The organism is Sphingomonas sp. BT-65 (assembly GCF_026107375.2).
GTDB lineage: Bacteria > Pseudomonadota > Alphaproteobacteria > Sphingomonadales > Sphingomonadaceae > Sphingomonas.
Genome location: NZ_JAPCIA010000002.1, coordinates 206,633 through 223,089, shown reverse-complemented (window position 1 = coordinate 223,089; position 16,457 = coordinate 206,633). Strand labels below are relative to the sequence as shown.

Below are 16,457 nucleotides of genomic sequence, written 5' to 3'. Positions count from 1 at the left end.
CGACCGAGACGCTGCGCGCAGAGATGGTCGAGCGCCAGATCGCCGGGCGCGGCATTGCCGACCCGGCGCTGCTCGACGCGATGCGCGAGGTGCCGCGCGAGGCGTTCGTCCCGGAGGCCGTGCGCGAATTCGCCTATGAAGATTCGCCGCTGCCGATCGAGGCGGGGCAGACCATCTCCCAGCCCTATATCGTCGCACTGATGATCGAGGCGGCGCGGATCGGGCCCGGGGATCGCGTGCTCGAGATCGGCCTGGGCTCGGGCTATGCCGCCGCGGTGATGAGCCGGATCGCGGGCCATGTCTACACGATCGACCGGCATGCCGAGCTCACCGCGCTGGCACGCGGGCGAATGGCGCAACTCGGCTATGACAATGTCGAAATCCGCACCGCCGACGGCACCGCCGGCTGGTCCGAATGTGCGCCGTTCGACGCGATCCTGGTCGCCGCGGGCGGGCCCGAGCTGCCCGAGCCGCTATGCCGCCAGTTCGCGATCGGCGGCCGGCTGGTGATGCCAGTGGGGGATATCGAGGAACAGCGCCTGATGCGCGTAACGCGGACGGCGGCGGACAGCTTCGATCGCGAGGATCTGGGCGCGGTGCGCTTCGTCCCGCTGGTCGGCGCGCATGGGTGGGCGGACGAGGGTTGACGAAAAAGGGCCGGGGTTGCCCCCGGCCCTTCATTCGTTTCGCGGTGCGCGGCCGGCTTAGATGGCCGACACGTCGGCGACGTCGACCTTCACGCCCGGGCCCATCGAGGACGAGACCGCGACCTTGCGCAGATACTTGCCCTTGGCGCCCGACGGCTTGGCCTTGACCACCGCGTCGACCAGCGCGTCGAAGTTCGCGCGCAGGTCCTCCGCCGGGAACGACGCCTTGCCGATGCCTGAGTGGATGATGCCGGCCTTCTCGACGCGATATTCGACCTGACCGCCCTTGGCGGCCTTGACCGCTTCGGCGACGTTCATGGTAACGGTGCCGAGCTTCGGGTTCGGCATCAGGCCCTTGGGGCCGAGCACCTTACCGAGACGGCCGACCAGGCCCATCATGTCCGGGGTCGCGATGCAGCGGTCGAAGTCGATCTTGCCGCCCTGCACGATCTCGAGCAGGTCTTCGGCGCCGACCACGTCCGCACCGGCTTCCCTGGCTTCGTCAGCCTTGGCGCCCTTGGCGAACACGCCCACGCGCACGGTCTTGCCGGTGCCCTTGGGCAGCGTCACCACGCCGCGGACCATCTGGTCGGCGTGACGCGGATCGACGCCGAGGTTCAGCGCGACCTCGATCGTCTCGTCGAACTTCGCCGTCGCGTTGGTCTTGGCCAGCGCGATCGCCTCGTCGACGGTGTACAGCTTCTCGCGGTCGACCGCGGTCGCCATGGCCTGAGCCTTCTTCGTCAGCTTCGCCATGTTCAGCCCTCCACCACTTCGAGGCCCATCGAACGCGCCGATCCTTCGAGGATGCGGGTCGCGGCGTCGATGTCGTTCGCGTTCAGATCCTTCATCTTGGTCTCGGCGATGGCCGACAGCGCCGAGCGCTTGATCGTGCCGGCCTTCACCTTGCCCGGCTCCTTCGAGCCCGACTTGAGGTTGGCCGCCTTCTTGATGAGGTAGGTCGCCGGCGGCTGCTTCGTCTCGAACGAGAAGCTGCGGTCGGCATAGACGGTGATGATGGTGGGGAGGGGCGTGCCCTTCTCCTGGCCATCGGTCGCCGCGTTGAACGCTTTGCAGAATTCCATGATGTTGACGCCGCGCTGACCCAGTGCAGGGCCGATCGGCGGCGACGGATTGGCGGCGCCCGCAGGCACCTGGAGCTTGATATAGCCCGTGATCTTCTTAGCCATGTTTCACTCTCTAGCTGGCTAGGTTGCCCCGGCCGGTTCAAGTTTAGCGGTACATGCGCCCCGGACATGATCCGGAGCTCCCGCAGGTTTCCATCGGTGAACGGTGGAAGGCGGCGCGCTTAGCGCCATCGCGCGTTCAAGGCAAGCGCGGTGTCGATTGTTGGATACATGTTGGATTTCGCATGACATAAGGATTCGGTTGCACTTGCCTTCCCGCGCGGCAAACTTTAGGAGCGGCGGCCGCACAGGGGTGTAGCTCAGCTGGTTAGAGCGTCGGTCTCCAAAACCGAAGGCCCTCGGTTCGAATCCGAGCTCCCCTGCCATCCTTGCCAAGGATCTCCCCCGCATGTTCCGCGCGTTGTATGACTGGACGCTGAGGCTCGCCGGTCATCGTCATGCCGACCGCTACATGGCCGCGGTGTCATTCGCCGAATCGAGCTTCTTCCCGATTCCGCCCGACGTGATGCTGGTGCCGATGATCCTGGCGCGGCGCGAAAAGGCCTATTGGATCGCGACGATCTGCACGATCGCCTCGATCCTCGGCGGCATGTTCGGCTATGCGATCGGCTATTTCCTCTACGAGAGCGTCGGCCAGTGGCTGATCGCCTTCTACGGCCTGGCCGGCAAGATGGACCAGTTCCGCCAATGGTATGCCGAATGGGGTGCGGCGATCATCCTGATCAAGGGGCTGACCCCGATCCCGTTCAAGCTGGTCACGATCGCCAGCGGCCTCGCCGAGTTCAACTTCCCGATCTTCGTCGTCACCGCGACGATCACGCGCGCCGCGCGATTCTTCCTCGTCGCGTTCCTGCTCAAGAAATTCGGCGAACCGGTGCAGAAGGTGATCGAGGAACGGCTCAACCTGATCGGCTGGATCGTGCTGGCGGCGCTGATCGGTGGATTCGCATTGGTCGCGCTGATCTGAGGCTCGTGTTGCGCCGCGCGCGTGCAGCGATTTTTTTGCACCCGCGACTGCAAGTAATGTGAATTTTTCATTACAATTTCCGTGATTTTTCGTATTTCGAAGTAATTATTGCACTTGCGAAATCGTGGAATGCCGCCTATCTCCCCGGTGCCTTTGCGCAACGAAGGGGAAGTAACGTGTTCAAGAAGATCGCCCTCACTGTGGCAGCTTCGACGATGGCTCTGAGCGGTGTCGCTCATGCCTCGGCGGCGCAGTCGCTCAGCCTGAAGAATGTTCGCGCTGCGACCGCGACGTCCAACTCGAACGAAGCTGCTGGCGCGATCAGCCCGCTGTTCATCATCGGCGGCATCATCGGCGTGCTCGTGGTTCTCGAGCTCACCGGTGCGATCGACATCATCAGCGACGACGACGATCCCGACAGCCCCTAAGCTGTCCGGCGATCATCGCCACAGATTACGGAAAATGGTGGCCTCGGCCGCCATTTTTTGTTGAGGCGGGTTTCCAGTTTTCGTCCAACCGGATCGCCCGACCCGCCATGCCTCGGGCGTGCGGCATGGCCTTCAAACGGAACAAGTTGTGCCCGAGGCGGGTTCTACCTCTCGCTGTCCGCTTCCGGCGCGAGACAGGCTGGCAATGGCCACAGCGCCCCATATCGCACGAGAGGAGGCCCACATGATCCATAAATCCGTCGCCACGCTGCTGGCAGGCATCGCGCTATTGGGTGCAACCGCCGCAAATTCCGCTCAGTCGCTCAGCCTTGCGAACAGCCCGGGCGTCTCCGGCCGCGCCGCTACCACGGCCGGTCCGAGCAACGAGGCGGCAGGCAATGCCCTTGGTTTCGTCCTTCTGGCCGTTGTGGGCGGATTGGCGATCTGGGCGGCTGTCGAGCTGGTAAGCGGCGACGACGATCCCGACAGCCCCTGAGCAAATCGCTCCGGTTCCGAACCCGGTTGCGGGCGCTTCCATCCGGGAGCGCCCGTTTTCGGTCCCGTATCACGCCCCTTGCCCCGTGCCGGGCAAGTCGCTAGATACCTGCCCCAATCCGACAGCGTGGGTGGGTCTCGCCGGGTCTCTTCGAAGGGGCCGGGCGGCGGAACCTGTCCCGAAGCCGGGCAACCAATTTGCGAGGCAAGCAGGTGGCCAAGACCAGTCCGCTCGAATTCATGCGCCAGGTGCAGGCAGAGACCCGCAAGGTCGTCTGGCCGACGCGCCGTGAGACCATCATGACCGCGGTGATGGTGCTGATCATGGCGTCGCTGCTCGGCATCTTCTTCTTCGGGGTCGACCGCCTGTTCGGCGCGATCGTGAACTTCCTCCTCGGCCTCGCCGCATAACAGAGCCAAAGAACGGAACGACAATGGCGCGCTGGTACATCATTCACGCCTATTCGGGCTTCGAGAACAAGGTGCGGGACCAGATCCTGGCCGATGCGACGCGGCTGGGCCTCGACGCGCTGGTCGAGGCGGTCGAGGTCCCGGTCGAGACGGTGACCGAAGTGCGCCGCGGCAAGAAGGTGCAGTCGGAGCGGAAATTCTTCCCCGGCTACGTCCTCGCCAAGCTGGCGATGAACGACGACGTCTATCACCTCGTCAAGAACACGCCCAAGGTGACCGGCTTCCTCGGCAGCTCGGGCAAGCCCCAGCCGATCAGCGAGGCCGAGGCCGCGCGCATCCTCAACACCAAGGAGGAAGCAGCCGCCGCGCCCAAGACGCAGATCAAGGTCGACTACGAGATCGGCGACGCGGTCAAGGTGCTGGAAGGCCCGTTCGCGAGCTTCAACGGCGTGGTCGAGGAGCTCGACTTCGACAAGTCGAAGGTCAAAGTGTCGGTGTCGATCTTCGGGCGCGCGACGCCGGTGGAGCTGGACTTCGACCAGGTGGAGCGGTCGAAGTAGAACGCGGCGCCTTCACGGAAATCGAAAAGGCCGGGGCTAAAGCTCCGGCCTTTTTGTTTTGAGCGATCCGGGTTCGAAATCGGGGGCCCGAGCACGAGCGTCCGGCTGGCTCAGCCGCCTTTTGCGGCCATACATTTGTCGAGCATCGCATAGGCTTTCTGCAATTGGGGAAGCTTGGCCGCGTAGACCTGCTTGCCGCGAAGATCGACGGCGAATTCGTCGCTATCCTCGCCCTTCTTGATGACCGTGCGCAGATAGTTTTTCACGTTGAGAAACAGGACGAAGGTTCCGTGCTCGGGAATGACCTTGGTGAGCGCGGCGGGATAGGTGGCGGTCTTGCCCTTCATCGCGCGGATGAAGAGTTCGACCTGCTCGACCTTGGCTGCGGGCGCGGGGATCGCCTTGCCGCTGAACCAGATCTGCCCGGCATTTTCCTTCACCTCCCGAGCGTTGGCGGGACCGTGGATCGCGTACAGCCAGTCGTTGGCGATATAGCTGACCGAACAGCGCAGGCCATCGTCGGTGCGGTTGCGCATCACCACCCAGAAGCCGTCTTTCGATTTGTAAAAGGCGTCGCTGTAGAGCGTCCCTTCGCTTCCGCCGCCGCCCTGGAGCAGCTCGGGCGGGAGCTGGGCGAAGGCGGGCGAAGCGATTGCGAAGGTCGAAAACAGCGCCGCGGCAATCCATTGCTTCATGTTCATCGACATCGATTCCTCCGGGTGCGAAAATTGGGTTACGGCCGCGGCGCGTTCAGCAGTTCCGAACAGACATAGGCGCGGCCGGGGCCGCTGCGTTGTTCGTCGACGATGACGTCGGCGACCCGCATCGCGCCGCCGCTGTCGGGTTTGAGCACGAACTGCGCCCGGCAGCTCTCATAGAGGCCCTGCGTCGAGACGATCTCGCCGCCCGGGCGCACCAGCGCGTAGCGGCCGTCATATTCGCGTGCGTAGGTGAGATAGCGCAGCCCGCCCGCCTCGTTGACAGTCGGTGCGCCCATCGCGGTGACAACGTCGTTTTCATTTTTGCCGAGCCAGACGCTGATCAGCGACTGTTCGGTGCTGCTGACCCGGCGGCCGCCGCGCAGCTTCGCGGCTTCGCCGATGAAGCGGTTCTCGTCGTCCATCTTCCGGATGCGCGCGCCGACGATGTCGCGCTGCTTTTCGAGCATCGCGATCTGGTCCTGCAACTGCTTTTCGAGCGCCGCCGCCTCTTGCGGCGTCAGCTTGCGGCCGTTGTTGAGCGCGGGCTTGGGCACGTCCTTCCAGAAATGCTCCCAGGTGTAGCTGGCGAGCATGTTCATCGACAGACCCTCGGCGGGCAGGAATTCGGCGGTATCGAGACCGAGCGCGCGCATGCTCTGACGCAGCTTGCCGGGGTCGAGCCTATCGCCGGGAATGACCGCGGCCTGTTTCGCCTGGCCGATCGCGATGTCATTGCAGGCGACGCGATAGACCTGGAGCATCAGATAATTGGACGCGGTCTGCCAGCCGCTGCCGGTGAGCGTTTCGATCTGAGGCGAATTCTTCATCCGCTTGTGCCCGCCCTCCATCCGGAACTCGACCGAGTCAGTGTCGGGCAGCACCCAGGCCGCGTCGGCCTTTCCCTTGCGCGGCGCCTTTTTCCCGTAGCTGGGGTTCGGGCATTTGAACTGGAGCGCGGTTTCGGTCCAGTAGGGCTGACCCGGCGCCTCATAGACCATGGTGAGGTCGATCTCGCGGATGCGAACGGGGCCGGCCATGTCGGCGCCGACTGGGGTCTTTTCGGTGGAATGATCGTCGAGATAGACGATGACTCTGCTCGGCGAGATACCCTGAATGTCGATGACCATCTTGTCCACGGCCATCGCCGGGGTGGTCGCCATCAGCGTGGCGCCGAGTACCGCAAGCGTCCTCAGTCTTCTCTCCACCGCAGCACCTTTCCAACCAAACTCAAGGGATGAAATTGCAGAGTGGCTCTGCAATTGGCAACGCTCTTCGCTGCTCGGCATACGACCGAGAGCGTTGCGTTACGCTCCGAACAGCTTGGATTTGGCGCGGAGCGGAGGCTGCAGTCTCACTCCTTCTTCCAATCCCCGATCCGCCAGCCCCCGAACATCGGCCGCTCGCGATCCTGTGGCCGTTTCGCCGGGTCGGCCTTGCTCCAGCCCTTGACCTGATCGAGCGCGGGGAGGGGCAGGACCTTCGGCCCGAAGGGGGAGGGCTCGCCCGCGGCGCGGCGTTCGGCCTCGGCGATATCGAACGCTTCGCGATCGCGCTGCAGCCGGGCCTCGTACATTGCGGCGAGGCGGAAGCTGTGCGCCTCGCGGCTCTCGCCGCGGCGGCGCTTGATGTGCGCCGGTTCGGCCTGCAGCCGCACCTCCTTCTGGTGGAGATGGAGGAGCTGAAGCGCCTCGCCTGCGCTCATCTGCGGGATCGGCGGGGGATCGTTGTAGCGCCAGGCGTCATCGCGATAGCTGTCGGGGTCGGCGGCTTCGAGCAGCGCCATCTCCAGCCGTTCATAGCCCATCTCCAGCGCGAGGCGCATTTCGCGCGCGAAGGCCGGGCTCTCGCGGCGGCGGGCGTAGAAGGCGGAGTGGCTGAACCCCGCTGCGGCGGCGGAAAGGCGGACGTTGGCGGTGGCGCTCAGCGCGGCGAGGAAGGCCTGTTCCGCCGCGCGGTCGAGCCGGCGCGGCTGGGCACGGCGGAGCTGGAGGCGGCCCGCGGCGGTGCGGATGATGTGCGGCTCGCCCTCCACCGGTTCGGCGCGCTCTGCGGCGTTGAGGCGGGCATGGGCGAGGGCGAGCGCCGCATCCCATTCGGCGGCGAAGGCGGCGTCGCGGTTGCGGCGCTTGACCATGGTCGAGCGGTGGTAGCCGAGGCTGCGCGCCGCCTCCCGCACATTGCCGGTGCGGCGCAGCGCGGCGAGGAAGGCCTGGTTCTCCTGCGCCTGGCGGCGGTTGAACGGGCGTGGATTGGTGCTGGGGCCGGTGCTGGGCATCGGCCAGTGTTCCAAAACCTATTCCAACATTGCAAGGGCGGCTTGCCCCGCGCGTCAGGCAGCGACGCTCGCACCGTCCTGGCTGTCGCGCATGGCGAGGGCGCGTGCTTCGGCGACGGGGAGCGGGCGGCCGAAATAATAGCCCTGCACCTTGGTGCAGCCGAGCGCCTGGACCATGCGGTGCTCGTCCTCGGTCTCGACGCCCTCCGCCGTGGTGGCCATGCCGAGGCTGTCGGCGAGCGCCACCACCGCGCGGATGATCGCGATCGCTTCCTTGCTGCCCTTCGACGCGCCCTGGATGAAGCTGCGATCGACCTTGATCGAGGAGAAGCGCGTGCGGCTCAAATAGCCGAGCGAGGAATAGCCGGTGCCGAAATCGTCGAGGCTGAGCCGCACGCCCATGTCGAGGATCGCCTCGAGCGTGCGCACCGCGGCGGTGCCCTCGCGCATGAACACGCTTTCGGTGACCTCGAGCTCGAGCCGGTCGGCGCGCAGGCCGCTGTCGCGCAGCGCCGCGGCGACGAGCGACGCGAAGCCGGGGTTGTGGAGCTGCTCGGGGCTGACGTTCACCGCGATGCGGATCGGATCGTCCCACCGCGCCGCCTCGACGCAGGCCGCGCGCAGCACCCATTCGCCGATCGGTGCGATCAGGCGGGCTTCCTCGGCGAGGGGCACGAACTTGGCGGGGGAGATGTTGCCGAATTCGGGATGGGTCCAGCGCAGCAGCGCCTCGAACCCCATCAGCGCGCCGCTGCCGGCCTGGACCACGGGCTGGTAGAGCAGGTGGAACTCGTCATTCTCGAGCGCCGCGCGCAGCGCCATCTCGAGCACGCGCCGCTCCTCGGCCTGGACGTGGAGCTCGGGCTCATAGGCGTGGAACACGCCGCCGCCGGCATCCTTCGAGCGGTAGAGCGCGAGGTCGGCGGAGCGGATCAGCATCTCGGCGGTTCGGCCATCGCGCGGGCCGATGGCGAGGCCGACGCTGGCGCCGATATAGAGCGTGTGCTGGTCGACCTCATAGGGCTGCGACAGTACGCCGATGATGGTATGCGCGAGCCGCTCGACCGCGGCGCTGTCGGTCGCGTCGTGCACCACCACCGCGAACTCGTCGCCGCCGAGCCGCCCGATCACGTCGTTGGCGGTCATCAGCTGCTTGAGGCGCTCGGAGACGCGCGTCAGCAGCCGGTCGCCGACGGGGTGGCCGAGCGTGTCGTTGACCGCCTTGAACCGGTCGAGGTCGATCATCATGAAGGCGCAGCGCGACCCCCATTTCTCGGCCTCGGCCATGGCCCGCGCCAGCGTCTCGTTGATCAGCAGGCGGTTGGGCAGCCCGGTGAGCGTGTCGAAGCGCGCCATGCGGCTGATCTTGTTGGCGGATTCGCGTGCCTCGGTGACGTCGGAGCCGACCCCGCGGAAGCCGAGGAAGGCGCCCTCCTCGTTGAAGCGCGGCGAGCCGGTCATTTCCCACCAGCGCTCGGCGCCGTCGACATAGACGGGGAGCAGCAGGTCGCGGAACGATTCGCGTTTCTTGAGGCGCTCGGCCATCTCGCGCAGGCCCTGCGCGAAATTGCCCGATTCCCAGGCCGTGCCCGCGAGCACCTGGAGAAAGGGCATGCCGTTGATCGCCTTGGGATCGACGCCGAGCGAGACGGCGAAGCGCGGATTGGCGCGGACCACGCGGCGCTGCGCGTCGGTCTCCCACAGCCAGTCGGAGCCCTTGTCCTCGAACTCGCGGAGCAGCAGGCTGACCGTCTCGTCCCGTTCGGCGAGCGCGATCTCGCCGGCGCGGATCACGACCAGCGCCTTGCCGCGGGTGAAGCAGCCGATGCTGAGCAGCACAGTGAACACCAGCGACGCCGCACCGAGCGCGGGCGAGGTGGTGAGCGCGAGCGAGACCGCGGCGGATCCGCCCAGCACCACGAGGAAGGCGATCGTCGCGAGCGGCAGCGCCGCCATCGCCACGGCGGACGCGGCCATCAGGATCGACACGATGATCCACAGCGCGGCGGCGGCCTCGGCGCTGGCCGAAGGGCCGAAGAGCAAGGGCGCGATCGACCACACCGCGCCGAGCGCGATGCCGTCGAGCACGGTCTCGCGCACGTCCTTGAGCGTGGCGACGCGCTCGGTGCGGTGGCGCACGGCGAGGCGGCGGAACGCGACCGCGGCGCCGACGGCAGCGACCAGCGCGCTCCAGCTGGCGAGCTGCCACAAGGGAACGGTCGGCGCGAAGGCGAGGGTGATCAGCGCGGCGCCGATCACGTTGGCGGCGAGCATGAACAGCGCGAGCTGGCTGCCGGCATTCATCTGGGCAGCGCGAATCGGGCCCCAGTCGGTGGTATCCGCGGGGTCGTACAGGCCGAGCAGCGCACGAACATCGATGCGCGGCTTCGCAAATTGGGAAGTCGTCTGGCTCGTCACGCCTGCCGCATTAGCCGCGGTGAGGTTAGCGAGAGGTTAGGTGCGGGCCCGGAACGGCGAAAATTTTTCGCGCCGTTCCGGAGCGATTCCGACCCCTCAGGCGGCGATGGCGTAGGGCTTGATCTCGCCGTTGAGATAGAGGTTGCGCGCCTTGGCGCGGGAAAGCTTGCCCGAGCTGGTGCGCGGCAGGGTGCGCGGCGGGATCAGCTCGACCACGCAGTTCATGCCGGTGACGGTGCGCACGCGCTCGCGAATCTCCTCGCGCAGCTTCTGGCGCTCGGCATCGTCGCTGGTGCGGCACTGGACGAGCACCGCCGGCGTCTCCTCGCCGCCCGGCGTGGTGATCGCGAAGGCGGCGATGTCGCCCTGTTTGAACCCGGGCAACTGCTCCACCGCCCACTCGATATCCTGGGGCCAGTGGTTCTTGCCGTTGATGATGATCATGTCCTTCGCCCGGCCGACGATGTAGACATAGCCATCGGACATATAGCCCATGTCGCCGGTATCGAGCCAGCCATCGACCATGCACGCGTCGGTCGAGGCCTGGTCGCGGAAATAGCCGACCATCACGCTGGGGCCGCGGCACCAGACCTTGCCGATCGCGCGTTCGGGCAGCGGCGTGCCGTCCTCCTCGCGGATCTGGACCTCCATGTCCTTGACCGGCTTGCCGCAGTTGACGATCGCGCGGAAGCGCTGCGGGCGCCGAGATCCATTGGCGCCATGCTCGCCGCCCGAGAGCTGGGTCTCCTCGACCAGCTCGACGACGATGCCCTCGCCCGGGGGCATGATCGACACCGCCAGCGTCGCCTCGGCGAGGCCGTAGCTCGGCAGGAAGGCGCTGGCCTTGAACCCGGCATCGGCAAAGGCGTCGACGAACGACTGCATCACGTCCGGCCGGATCATGTCCGCGCCGTTGCCCGCGACGCGCCAGCGGCTGAGGTCGAAGCGGTCCGACGCCTTGGTCTGGCTCGACATGCGGCGCGCGCAGATGTCGTAGCCGAAGGTCGGCGAATAGGAGAGGGTGGTGCCCGTGTTGCGGGTGATCAGGTCGAGCCACGCCAGCGGACGCCGGGCGAAATCCTCGGTCTTCAAGTAATCGGTCGAGACCTGGTTGGCGACGATCGACAGGAAGCAGCCGACCAGCCCCATGTCGTGGTACCAGGGCAGCCACGAGACACAGCGGTCGCTGTCGCGCAGCTCCATGCCGTGGCTGTGCGCCGACAGGTTGTTGAGCAGCGCGTGGTGGGTGATCGCGACGCCGTGCGGGAAGCGGGTCGAGCCGCTCGAATATTGCAGATAGGCGATGTCGTCGGTGCTCGCCTGAGGCAGCTCGGCCGCGGGCGCGGCGCGCGTCGCGAAGCTCTCCCAGTCGATGCCCTCGACGCCCTTGAGGCGCGCCGCCTCGCCCGCCATCGCGGCGAGCTCGGCCGGGTAGAACAGCATCTTGGGGTCACAGCTCTCGAGCTGGACGGCGAGCTGGTCGATATAATGCTGGCTGCCGCCGAAGCTGGTGGGCAGCGGTAGCGGCACCGGCCAGGCGCCGGCATAGATCACGCCGAAGAACAGTGCGGCGAAGTCGGCGCCGGTCTCGGCGATCAGCGCGATGCGGTCCTCGGGCTTCACGCCCGCGGCGACCAGGCGGCGCGCCTGCGCCAGCGCATCCTCGCGCATCTCGCGGAACGGATAGGCGCGCATGAGCGTGCCGCGCGCATCGTGGAAGTTGAGGCCGCGCACCCCGGTGGCGGCATAGTCCAGCGCCTCGCCCAGCGTCGCGAAATCCGCGAGGCGGCGGGGAAGATTGTCTTCGGTCGGGGTGGGCTGCAGAGTCGCGCCGCTATCCCCGGTGTCGTTCACGTTCAAAGCCATATTCCAAAATCCGTGCCCCTGATCGTGGCAGCCCGCCCGCGGTCTTCACGACGCTGGGCCCCACACCAGAAATGAGGGCGGCTCTGCTACGCACTGTCGTTCAAATTCGGTTGGCACTGTGGCACAAACAAGGCGCATGCGCCGCAACACCGCCTCTGGGCGCCGCCCACCGCCGCCACTGGATCGTTCCGCCCTCGAACGGCTGGCGCTGCGCTATGTCGAGCGCTTCGCCACGACCCGCGGAAAACTGGCCGTCTACCTCGCGCGCAAGGTGCGCGAGCGGGGGTGGGAAGGCGAGCCCGCGGATCCCGTCGCGATTGCGGAACGCTTCGCCGAACTCGGCTATATCGACGACCGGCTCTACGCCGAATCAAAGGCTTCGGCGATGGCCCGGCGCGGCCTCGGTGCCCGCCGCGTGAAGGACGCGCTGCGCCACGCCGGTGTTCAGGAACGGGACGCCGAGGCGATCGCACCGCAGCTCGACGGCCGCGCGCGTGCGACGGCGGTCGAATTCGCCCGCAAGCGCCGGATCGGGCCGTTCGCAGCGGAGCCCGCCGATCGAGTCACGATGGCGAAACAGGTCGGCGCGATGATGCGCGCCGGCCACGCGCCCGAGCTGGCGTGGAAAATCGCACGCATGCCCCCCGGAGAAAGCGTCGAACCGTTGCTCAACGAGGATTAGTAACAAAGGATTCGCACACGCTGGAAATGCTGTGTTAATGTTGCGGGTCAGGGGGAAGAGTCTGAATGCGTGCCGACCCGCACCGAGCGTCGAGCGATTTTGTGCCCGTGCCGGCCGGCGCGGTGCTTCCCGTGCTCGAATCCGACGCCGACGACGAGCGCCATGTGGGCGCCGTCAAATGGTTCGATGTGACCCGCGGCTTCGGGTTCATCGTCGCCGATGATCCGCAGGCCGGGGACATCCTGATCCATTTCTCGGTGCTCCAGCCGCACGGCCGGCGCAGCCTGCCCGAGGGCGCGCGAGTCGAATGCACCGTGGTGCGGCGCGAGCGCGGCCTGCAGGCGCGCGAGATCCTGTCGATCGACCTCACCGACGCGGTCGAGCAGCCCAAGGCGCGGTCGGGCACCGCCGATCGCACCGACCGGACCAAGCTGATTTCCGAGGCCGGGCCGTTCGAGCCGGTGACCGTCAAATGGTTCAATCGCCTCAAGGGCTATGGCTTTCTGGTGCGCGACGGCGATTCGGCCGATATATTCGTGCATATGGAAACGCTTCGCCGGGCGGAGATTTATGACGTTGAACCCGATCAGCCGCTTCGTGCCCGTATCGTCGAGGGGGACAAGGGACCGCTCGCGGTCGTCGTCGAGGCGGCGGACTAAAGCCGCGCTGCTGCTGGCGCTGGGCGCGCTGGCGCTGGTTCCGGGATGCAAGGGAAGCGAGGCCGGCAATGCCGGCGCGGCGCAGCAGGCGGCGAAGGCGGTGGTCACCGTCGAGAGCGCCGGGGCGAAGCACGTCTTCAAGGTCGACGTCGCGCGCACCGCGGCCGAGCAGCAGCGCGGCCTGATGTTCCGCACCGACATTGCGGCCGATGGCGGCATGCTGTTCGCGCCCTATCCCGCCGAGGGCGGGGGACCCCGCGAGGCGAGCTTCTGGATGAAGGACACGCCGACTCCGCTCGACATCATCTTCATCCGCGCCGACGGCACGATCGCGCATATCGCCGAGAATACCGTGCCCTTCTCGGAGGATCCGGTGCGCTCGGGCGAGCCGGTCGCGGCGGTGCTGGAGATATTGGGCGGCAAGGCCGCGGAGCTGGGGATTTCGCCGGGGGACAAGGTGAGCTGGCGGTAGGGTGAATCGACGAAAGGGCGGTGACCTTCTTAGCCCTCTCCCGCTTGCGGGAGAGGGCTAAGAAGTGTCGCAGTCGCCGGTATGTTGTCTCTCGCCAGAAACGTACCCAAGGCGCCCCCACCTCCAAACCCCCGTTGCCGCCGCCGCGCTTGCCGCGTAAAGCGCGGGGCATGGGAATCCTGGCGAATATGTTCACCTGGTGGAACGGCTCCACCTTCGGCACCTGGATGGGCCTGCGCGGCAAGGACAAGGTCGGCGAGGACGCGCTCGGCAACGTCTATTACCAGGGTGGTACCGACACCGCCGGCAACCCGCGCCGCTGGGTGATCTACAAGGGTTCGAACGATTCGAGCCGCGTGCCGCCCGAATGGTTCAGCTGGCTGCACCACCAGATCGACGACGTGCCCGATCGCGCGCTGCCGCCCGTGCGCCAGTGGGAGAAGCCGGCAATTCCCAACTTGACCGGCACCGCCCAGGCCTATCGCCCGGCGGGCGCGCTCGAGGCGGGCGGCAAGCGCATCGGCGCGACCGGCGACTACGAAGCCTGGACGCCCGGCGCCTGATGACCTCGTTCCGTCCTGCCGTTATCGCGCTGGCGCCGCTCGCGCTGGCGGGTTGCGGCTGGCTGGGCGGCGCGCAGGAGAACAAGACCGCCGCCGCCGACAAGGTCGAGGTCGCGCCCAAGGCCGGGCCGGGCGAGGAGATCGTGACGGTCGACCCCGGCGCTGCCGCGGCCTCGGCCGCCGGCGCGACGCCGATGGCCGAGCGAGTCGCGGTGCTCGGGCTGCTCAACAAGCGCAACGGCCAGGCGCGCGACATCACGCTCAAGCCCGGCCAGGCGGTGCGCGCGGGCGAGGTGATCGTGCGGCTGCGCGCATGCGAGAAGAGCGCGCCATGGGAGAGCGACCAGCTGACCGGCGCCTTCGCGCAGGTCGACGTGCATGAGGCCGACGGCAAGTGGAAGCGCGCCTTTTCGGGCTGGCTCTACAAGGAGCGCCCGGCGCTCAACGTCGTGCAGCACCCGGTCTATGACGTCTGGGTCAAGAGCTGCGCGATGACCTTCCCCGAGACGGGCGGCGAGGAAGTGAGCGGGGCCGGCGCCAACGGATCGGGCGGCGCGGCGAAAGCGTCGAGCGCGCCGAAGTCCGCCGAGACGCCGGCGGCGCCCGAGGCGAGCCCCGCAGCGCCTTCGCCGAGCGCGTCGGACAGCATCGAGAGATAGGTCTCGCGCGGGACCTCGACCGCGCCCAATGAGGCGAGGTGATCGGTCATGAACTGACAGTCGAGCAGCTCGAACTCGCCGACACGCAGCCGCGCGACGAGCGCGGCAATCGCGACCTTCGACGCGTCGCGCGCGCGGCTCACCATCGATTCGCCGAAAAAGGCGCGGCCGAGCGCGAGGCCGTAGAGCCCGCCTGCCAGCCGCTCGCCCTCCCACACCTCGACCGAATGCGCGAAGCCGCGGCGGTGGAGCTCGCCGAACACCTTCTCGATCGACGGGTTGATCCAGGTATCGGGCCGGTCGGGCGCGGATTCGGCGCAGAGCGCGATCACCTGCTCGAACGCGGCGTCGGCGGTGACGCGGAAGCGGTCGCTGATGATCGTCCTGCGCAGCGAGCGCGAGAGGTGGAAGCCGTCGAGCGGCAGGATCGCGCGCTGGCGCGGCTCGACCCAGAAGACGCTGTCCTCGTCGCGATGCTCGGCCATCGGGAACACGCCCATGGCATAGGCCCGCAGCACCAGATCGGGGTCGAGATCGGCCGAGCGGGGGGTGGGGCGCGTCATTTCTTCTTCTTCGCGAGCCGGCGCTCGACCGCCTGCCACAGTTCGGCAAAGGCCTTGCCGCCGGTGGTGCGGCCGGCAAAGGCGCCGACCGGCTGGCGCCGCGCGGCCATCGCCTCGACGATGCTGGCCATCGGGATGACCGGCCAGTCGGGATGCCGCTCGAGCGCCTCGGCATGGAGCTTGCGGCGGCGGTCGACCATCGAATGGACCGGCATCAGCGGCACTTTTCCCTTGCCGAGATGCGCCTCGACCTCGGTCAGCGCGCGTTCGGAGAGGGGAGAGGGGATGACGGGGACGACGATCAGGTCGGCGGCGCGCATCACCTGCTCGCTGGTCTCGGTGAGGCCGGGCGGGCAGTCGAGCAGCATGCGGTCATAGGCGCGGTCGAGCTGGCCGAGCAGCTTGGCGAGGCGCTTCTTCTTGTCGAGTTCGTGGAACAGAAGGTCGAGGCCGCGCAGCGACGCGTCGGCGCCGATCAGGTCGAGCCGGTCGACATCGGTGGCATGCGCGAGCTTCGAGGGTTCGACGTCGCGGGTGAACACCGCCTGGGCCTGGACCTTGCCTCTGCTGCTGCCGAGCAGGAAGGTCGAGGCCGACTGCGGATCGAGATCCCACAGGAGGGTGCGGCGCGCCGAGAGCGTCGCCGCGCACCAGGCGAGGTTGACCGCCAGCGTGGTCTTTCCGACGCCGCCCTTCAGGCTGTAGATCGCGATCGTCGCCAAGCCCTGCCTCCGCTCCATTGATCCGCCGCGCCGGACCAGCATCCGGCGCCCCATCATGCATTGTTCCCGATGGAGATAACAAGATGAGGACGGACCATCTGTTCGTGATCACCGGCGGACCGGGCTCGCTGCCGCTTGCCTCGGTCGCGGGGCGGGCGCGGTTCGTGATGGATCGGATCGCAGGCTCTGAAGGATGCGGCTCGTTCCGGGCGTGATCCGAA

At 67.3% G+C, this 16,457-nt stretch carries 20 protein-coding genes, 1 tRNA gene and 1 pseudogene; 13 read left to right on the top strand and 9 right to left on the bottom strand.

Going from position 1 to position 16,457, the window contains the following annotated elements:
• The first annotated feature begins 23 nt into the window (after window positions 1-23).
• On the top strand, window positions 24-647 hold the full coding sequence (locus tag OK349_RS15625; protein ID WP_265118835.1) for a protein-L-isoaspartate(D-aspartate) O-methyltransferase: 624 nt from the start codon (window positions 24-26) through the stop codon (window positions 645-647).
• Window positions 648-704: 57 nt separating this feature from the next.
• On the opposite strand, the gene rplA is transcribed toward OK349_RS15625, so the two are convergent.
• On the bottom strand, window positions 705-1,403 hold the full coding sequence (rplA, locus tag OK349_RS15620) for a 50S ribosomal protein L1 (protein WP_265118834.1): 699 nt from the start codon (window positions 1,401-1,403) through the stop codon (window positions 705-707).
• Between the two features lie 2 nt (window positions 1,404-1,405).
• On the bottom strand, window positions 1,406-1,837 hold the full coding sequence (gene rplK, locus OK349_RS15615; RefSeq protein WP_265118833.1) for a 50S ribosomal protein L11: 432 nt from the start codon (window positions 1,835-1,837) through the stop codon (window positions 1,406-1,408).
• A gap of 246 nt (window positions 1,838-2,083) precedes the next feature.
• On the opposite strand from rplK, the gene OK349_RS15610 reads away from it, so the two are divergent.
• The 6 genes from OK349_RS15610 to nusG all read left to right on the top strand — a co-directional run bounded on the left by OK349_RS15610 (window position 2,084) and on the right by nusG (window position 4,656).
• Window positions 2,084-2,160: transfer RNA gene (locus OK349_RS15610), tRNA-Trp, on the top strand.
• 23 nt (window positions 2,161-2,183) lie between these two features.
• A complete protein-coding gene (locus OK349_RS15605; protein WP_265118832.1) occupies window positions 2,184-2,762 on the top strand; it encodes a YqaA family protein in 579 nt (192 codons plus the stop codon).
• Window positions 2,763-2,938: 176 nt separating this feature from the next.
• A complete protein-coding gene (locus tag OK349_RS15600; RefSeq protein WP_265118831.1) occupies window positions 2,939-3,190 on the top strand; it encodes a hypothetical protein in 252 nt (83 codons plus the stop codon).
• A 244-nt stretch (window positions 3,191-3,434) separates the two neighbouring features.
• Entirely contained in the window at window positions 3,435-3,686 is a 252-nt protein-coding gene (locus OK349_RS15595) for a hypothetical protein (protein WP_265118830.1), read from the top strand.
• Window positions 3,687-3,898: 212 nt separating this feature from the next.
• The gene (secE, locus tag OK349_RS15590) at window positions 3,899-4,096 is read left to right on the top strand and encodes a preprotein translocase subunit SecE (RefSeq protein WP_265118829.1); all 198 of its coding nucleotides are present in this window, start codon (window positions 3,899-3,901) and stop codon (window positions 4,094-4,096) included.
• A gap of 23 nt (window positions 4,097-4,119) precedes the next feature.
• On the top strand, window positions 4,120-4,656 hold the full coding sequence (gene nusG / locus OK349_RS15585) for a transcription termination/antitermination protein NusG (protein WP_265118828.1): 537 nt from the start codon (window positions 4,120-4,122) through the stop codon (window positions 4,654-4,656).
• A 110-nt stretch (window positions 4,657-4,766) separates the two neighbouring features.
• Here nusG and OK349_RS15580 read toward each other — a convergent pair whose 3' ends face one another.
• The 5 genes from OK349_RS15580 to OK349_RS15560 form a co-directional block, all read right to left on the bottom strand.
• Window positions 4,767-5,363 carry a hypothetical protein gene (locus OK349_RS15580; protein ID WP_265118827.1) on the bottom strand — a complete coding sequence of 199 codons (597 nt, stop codon included), beginning with the start codon at window positions 5,361-5,363 and terminating at the stop codon, window positions 4,767-4,769.
• 26 nt (window positions 5,364-5,389) lie between these two features.
• The gene (locus OK349_RS15575; RefSeq protein WP_265118826.1) at window positions 5,390-6,562 is read right to left on the bottom strand and encodes a hypothetical protein; all 1,173 of its coding nucleotides are present in this window, start codon (window positions 6,560-6,562) and stop codon (window positions 5,390-5,392) included.
• A gap of 146 nt (window positions 6,563-6,708) precedes the next feature.
• Entirely contained in the window at window positions 6,709-7,632 is a 924-nt protein-coding gene (locus OK349_RS15570; protein WP_265118825.1) for a helix-turn-helix domain-containing protein, read from the bottom strand.
• Window positions 7,633-7,686: 54 nt separating this feature from the next.
• Window positions 7,687-10,050: a putative bifunctional diguanylate cyclase/phosphodiesterase gene (locus tag OK349_RS15565; protein WP_265118824.1), complete on the bottom strand. Its 2,364-nt coding sequence runs from the start codon at window positions 10,048-10,050 to the stop codon at window positions 7,687-7,689.
• A 96-nt stretch (window positions 10,051-10,146) separates the two neighbouring features.
• Complete coding sequence (locus OK349_RS15560) at window positions 10,147-11,916, bottom strand: fatty acyl-AMP ligase (RefSeq protein ID WP_265118823.1); 1,770 nt, start codon at window positions 11,914-11,916, stop codon at window positions 10,147-10,149.
• A gap of 136 nt (window positions 11,917-12,052) precedes the next feature.
• Here OK349_RS15560 and OK349_RS15555 point away from each other — a divergent pair, with 136 nt between their 5' ends.
• From OK349_RS15555 to OK349_RS15535, 5 genes and pseudogenes are all read left to right on the top strand, one after another.
• Window positions 12,053-12,598 carry a regulatory protein RecX gene (locus OK349_RS15555; RefSeq protein ID WP_265118822.1) on the top strand — a complete coding sequence of 182 codons (546 nt, stop codon included), beginning with the start codon at window positions 12,053-12,055 and terminating at the stop codon, window positions 12,596-12,598.
• 101 nt (window positions 12,599-12,699) lie between these two features.
• Entirely contained in the window at window positions 12,700-13,257 is a 558-nt protein-coding gene (locus OK349_RS15550) for a cold-shock protein (RefSeq protein WP_372340577.1), read from the top strand.
• Window positions 13,258-13,264: 7 nt separating this feature from the next.
• Window positions 13,265-13,729, top strand: a complete 465-nt coding sequence (locus OK349_RS15545) for a DUF192 domain-containing protein (protein ID WP_265119297.1) — start codon at window positions 13,265-13,267, stop codon at window positions 13,727-13,729.
• A 170-nt stretch (window positions 13,730-13,899) separates the two neighbouring features.
• The gene (locus OK349_RS15540; RefSeq protein WP_265118821.1) at window positions 13,900-14,292 is read left to right on the top strand and encodes an NADH:ubiquinone oxidoreductase subunit NDUFA12; all 393 of its coding nucleotides are present in this window, start codon (window positions 13,900-13,902) and stop codon (window positions 14,290-14,292) included.
• Window positions 14,292-14,720 (top strand): annotated as a pseudogene (locus OK349_RS15535) (DUF2155 domain-containing protein); the annotation flags it as partial. The gene OK349_RS15540 and the pseudogene OK349_RS15535, both read left to right, overlap by 1 nt.
• A gap of 35 nt (window positions 14,721-14,755) precedes the next feature.
• Here OK349_RS15535 and aat read toward each other — a convergent pair.
• Together aat and OK349_RS15525 are read right to left on the bottom strand one after the other, a co-directional pair.
• Window positions 14,756-15,514, bottom strand: a complete 759-nt coding sequence (gene aat / locus OK349_RS15530; protein WP_265118820.1) for a leucyl/phenylalanyl-tRNA--protein transferase — start codon at window positions 15,512-15,514, stop codon at window positions 14,756-14,758.
• Window positions 15,511-16,236 (bottom strand): ParA family protein, encoded by a 726-nt coding sequence (locus OK349_RS15525; protein WP_265118819.1) that lies wholly within the window; start codon window positions 16,234-16,236, stop codon window positions 15,511-15,513. Before OK349_RS15525 ends, aat begins: the two co-directional genes overlap by 4 nt.
• Window positions 16,237-16,319: 83 nt before the next feature.
• Here OK349_RS15525 and OK349_RS15520 point away from each other — a divergent pair, with 83 nt between their 5' ends.
• Window positions 16,320-16,451 carry a hypothetical protein gene (locus tag OK349_RS15520; protein WP_265118818.1) on the top strand — a complete coding sequence of 44 codons (132 nt, stop codon included), beginning with the start codon at window positions 16,320-16,322 and terminating at the stop codon, window positions 16,449-16,451.
• Window positions 16,452-16,457: the final 6 nt, after the last annotated feature.

What these genes read in the sequence shown, in the direction of transcription:
- OK349_RS15560 (WP_265118823.1), bottom strand. Translation starts at nt 11,916, where the DNA reads ATGGCTTTGAACGTGAACGACACCGGGGATAGCGGCGCGACTCTGCAG.
- aat (WP_265118820.1), bottom strand. Translation starts at nt 15,514, where the DNA reads ATGACGCGCCCCACCCCCCGCTCGGCCGATCTCGACCCCGATCTGGTG.
- OK349_RS15555 (WP_265118822.1), top strand. Translation starts at nt 12,053, where the DNA reads ATGCGCCGCAACACCGCCTCTGGGCGCCGCCCACCGCCGCCACTGGAT.
- OK349_RS15540 (WP_265118821.1), top strand. Translation starts at nt 13,900, where the DNA reads ATGGGAATCCTGGCGAATATGTTCACCTGGTGGAACGGCTCCACCTTC.
- OK349_RS15625 (WP_265118835.1), top strand. Translation starts at nt 24, where the DNA reads ATGGTCGAGCGCCAGATCGCCGGGCGCGGCATTGCCGACCCGGCGCTG.
- OK349_RS15580 (WP_265118827.1), bottom strand. Translation starts at nt 5,363, where the DNA reads ATGTCGATGAACATGAAGCAATGGATTGCCGCGGCGCTGTTTTCGACC.
- nusG (WP_265118828.1), top strand. Translation starts at nt 4,120, where the DNA reads ATGGCGCGCTGGTACATCATTCACGCCTATTCGGGCTTCGAGAACAAG.
- OK349_RS15570 (WP_265118825.1), bottom strand. Translation starts at nt 7,632, where the DNA reads ATGCCCAGCACCGGCCCCAGCACCAATCCACGCCCGTTCAACCGCCGC.
- OK349_RS15605 (WP_265118832.1), top strand. Translation starts at nt 2,184, where the DNA reads ATGTTCCGCGCGTTGTATGACTGGACGCTGAGGCTCGCCGGTCATCGT.
- rplA (WP_265118834.1), bottom strand. Translation starts at nt 1,403, where the DNA reads ATGGCGAAGCTGACGAAGAAGGCTCAGGCCATGGCGACCGCGGTCGAC.
- rplK (WP_265118833.1), bottom strand. Translation starts at nt 1,837, where the DNA reads ATGGCTAAGAAGATCACGGGCTATATCAAGCTCCAGGTGCCTGCGGGC.
- OK349_RS15595 (WP_265118830.1), top strand. Translation starts at nt 3,435, where the DNA reads ATGATCCATAAATCCGTCGCCACGCTGCTGGCAGGCATCGCGCTATTG.
- OK349_RS15520 (WP_265118818.1), top strand. Translation starts at nt 16,320, where the DNA reads ATGAGGACGGACCATCTGTTCGTGATCACCGGCGGACCGGGCTCGCTG.